The organism is Pengzhenrongella sp., assembly GCF_036565025.1.
Classification (GTDB): Bacteria; Actinomycetota; Actinomycetes; order Actinomycetales; family Cellulomonadaceae; genus Pengzhenrongella.
The window spans coordinates 1-2,784 of record NZ_DATCNW010000446.1 but is presented as its reverse complement, the minus strand read 5'-3'; the positions used below and the strand labels follow the sequence as shown (position 1 = coordinate 2,784).

Below are 2,784 nucleotides of genomic sequence, written 5' to 3'. Positions count from 1 at the left end.
GCTACCTGCAGTGTCGCTACCTGCGGCGTCGCTACCTGCGGCGTCGCTACCTGCGGCGTCGCTGCTCGCGCCCGCACTGCCTGCGCCTCCGCGACGGCCCACATCCCTGCGCTCCGCGTCCGGGCGACCGCTGGCGTCGTTCGCGCCGTCGTTCCGGCCGTCCGAGTTCTCCGGCACGTTCTCCGGGCCACTCACGCCGCGACTCCCTCGGCGCCGAGCACGGCGTCCGGCGCGAGCCGGGCCCCGCGGGCCCAGTCGGCAGCCGCCATCGGACGCTTGCCGGCGGGCGAGACCGCACCGAGCGCGACGGCGTGGGTGGCCGTGCCGACCAGCACCTCGTCGCGGCCGGCGCGCAGTACGCCGGGCGGCAGGTCGGTCACATCAGGTCGCGGCACAACGGGGCCGAGCTTGAGCCGGGCGCCGTCGGGCGCGGTCGTCCAGGGTCCCGGTGCCGGGGTGCAGCCGCGGATCAGCCGGTCGACGGCGTGCGCGGGGTGTGTCCAGCGGACCCGGGCCTCGGCGACCTCGAGCTTCGGCGCGATGCTCACGCCGTCGGCGCCCTGCGGGACCGGGCTGGCGTCGCCGTCCTCGATCGCGTCGAGGGTCCCGACGAGCAGGCTGCCGCCCGCGACCGCGAGCCGCCCGAGCAGGTCGCCGGACGTGTCGCGGGCGCGGATCGTCTCGGTCAGCGTGCCGTAGACGGGCCCGGTGTCCAGGCCCTCTTCGATGCGGAACGTCGTCGCGCCGGTGACCTCGTCGCCCGCGATGACCGCGCGCTGGACGGGCGCGGCCCCGCGCCAGGCGGGCAGCACCGAGAAGTGCAGGTTGACCCAGCCGTGCTTCGGCACGTCGAGCACCGTGGCGGGCAGCAGCGCGCCGTAGGCGACGACCGGGGCGCAGTCGACCGCGAGCTCGGCGAGCCGGGTCCGGAAGTCCGCCTCGCGCGGGCTGCGCGGCGTGAGGACCTCGACGCCGGCCTCCTCGGCGCGCCGCTTCACGGGGCTGGCCACGAGATGGTTCCCCCGGCCGGCCCGGGCGTCGGGGCGGGTCAGCACCGCGACCACCTCATGCCGGGAGTTGAGCAGCGCCTCGAGCGCGGGCACGGCGACCTCAGGGGTCCCGGCAAAGAGCAGTCGCATGGGCGAGAGTCTAGGCGGGCCCCTGCGAGGTCCGGTCAGGCGGACGAGCGCCCGGCCCGGTGCTACCGGCGGGAACGTGGCACGGCGACCGGCAGGCCTCGCGCGTGCAGGTCACGTCGCAGCTGGCTCGCCGTGACAAACAGCACGGCGTCGTACCCCGCGACCGACGCCGCCTCGACGTTCCCCGGCGCGTCGTCGACGAACGTCGTCCGACCCGGCTCGAGGCCGAACCGCTCGGCGAGCAGCGCGAAGATCCGCGGGTCCGGCTTCGCGATCCCCTCCTGGCCCGAGACGAGCACGCCCTCGAGCAGGCCGACCGAGGGCGCGGCGGGCTCGGCGTAGTGGTAGGTCTCGGCCGACCAGTTGGTGAGCCCGAGCACCCGGATGCCGCCCGCCGCGAGCTCGCGGACCACCTCCTCGGAACCCTCGACCGGGCCCGGCACGGACGCGGCGAAGTTCTCCCGGTAGATGTCGAGCGCGGCGACGTGCTGCGGGAACCGGGCGCGGACGTCGGCCCGCGCCTTCTCCCAGGACCGTCCGGCGTCCTGGCGGTGGTTGAAGCTCGGGAAGTCGATCTCGTCGAAGAACGCCTCGACCTCCATCCGCTCCATCCGCCCGATGTACGGCAGGTACGGGTCCCACCGCACCAGGACGTTGCCGAGATCGAACACGACGGCGTCGATCCCACGCCTGCGGGGGTCCGAGCTGCTCACAGCATCTCCTTGGGGTCGAGCTGGACGCGGACGGTGCCGCCCTCGCGTCGTGCGCTGCGCACGGCCGACGACGCGGCGAGCGTCGCGGCGAGCGCGTCCCCCGACCGTACGGGCACCCGGACGATCGCTCGCACCGGTCGGTCGAGCGTCGCGGGTTCACGTTGCCCGGCGGCGCGCGGGGCGGGCGGCTCGTCGACGTTGACCGGGCCGAGCACCTCCCCGCCGGGCGGCAGGTCCAGTCGGGCCAGGATCGCGCCGACGGCGTCCGGGGTCCCGGTCACGGCCGCGACCCGGGCCGCGGGCGGCAGGTTGAGCTCGGTGCGCTCGGCGAGCTCGCGCTCCGCGAAGCCGACCGGGTCCCAGCGGACCAGGGCCTGTGTCGGGGCCGGCGCGGCGTCCCCGACGAGCAGCACGACGCCGCCGTCGGCGGACGAGCGCACCAGCGACGCGGCTGCCAGCCAGCGGTGCACCGCCTCCTCCCCCGTGCGCAACGAGACGCGCGCGGTCGACACCGCTGCGTCGAGCAGCAGGGCCGCGACGTAGCCGCCGTCGGCCACCGGTTCGGCGCCCGGGGTCGCGACGACCAGCGCGGGCTTGCCGGTCACGCGCGCCAGCACGCCGGTCGCGGAGCCCGCGCCGGAGACCCGGACGGTCACCCCGGGGAACGCCCGGCCGAGCTCCTCGGCGGTCCGGTCGGACCCCACGCGCACCGACCGCAGACCGCCGTCCCCGCACTCCTCGCAGCGCCAGCCGGTCGCGAGCGCGCCGCACCAGGTGCAGTGCGGGACCCCGCCCGCGGAGGCGAGGGCGAGCGGTCCGTGGCACACGCGGCACCGCGCGACCTCCCGGCACCGCGCGCACGCGACCACCGGCAGGTACCCGGCCCGCGGGACCTGCACCAGGACGGGCCCGGACCCGAGCGCGTCCCGGGC

The 2,784-nt window shown here is 76.7% G+C and carries 3 protein-coding genes and 1 pseudogene; all 4 read right to left on the bottom strand.

The window, feature by feature from the left end; all coding sequences use genetic code 11:
* Positions 1 to 195: hypothetical protein (locus VIM26_RS25290; RefSeq protein ID WP_331956095.1), on the bottom strand; the 195-nt coding region annotated here is incomplete at its 3' end.
* Positions 192 to 1,139, bottom strand: a complete 948-nt coding sequence (locus VIM26_RS25285) for a methionyl-tRNA formyltransferase (protein WP_331956094.1) — start codon at positions 1,137 to 1,139, stop codon at positions 192 to 194. The genes VIM26_RS25285 and VIM26_RS25290, both read right to left, overlap by 4 nt.
* Positions 1,140 to 1,201: 62 nt before the next feature.
* The gene (locus tag VIM26_RS25280) at positions 1,202 to 1,852 is read right to left on the bottom strand and encodes an HAD family phosphatase (RefSeq protein WP_331956093.1); all 651 of its coding nucleotides are present in this window, start codon (positions 1,850 to 1,852) and stop codon (positions 1,202 to 1,204) included.
* Positions 1,849 to 2,784 (bottom strand): annotated as a pseudogene (locus tag VIM26_RS25275) (primosomal protein N'); the annotation flags it as partial. The pseudogene VIM26_RS25275 and the gene VIM26_RS25280, both read right to left, overlap by 4 nt.

Excerpts from the sequence above, each read along its gene's own strand:
- VIM26_RS25285 (WP_331956094.1), bottom strand. The coding sequence starts at position 1,139 with ATGCGACTGCTCTTTGCCGGGACCCCTGAGGTCGCCGTGCCCGCGCTC.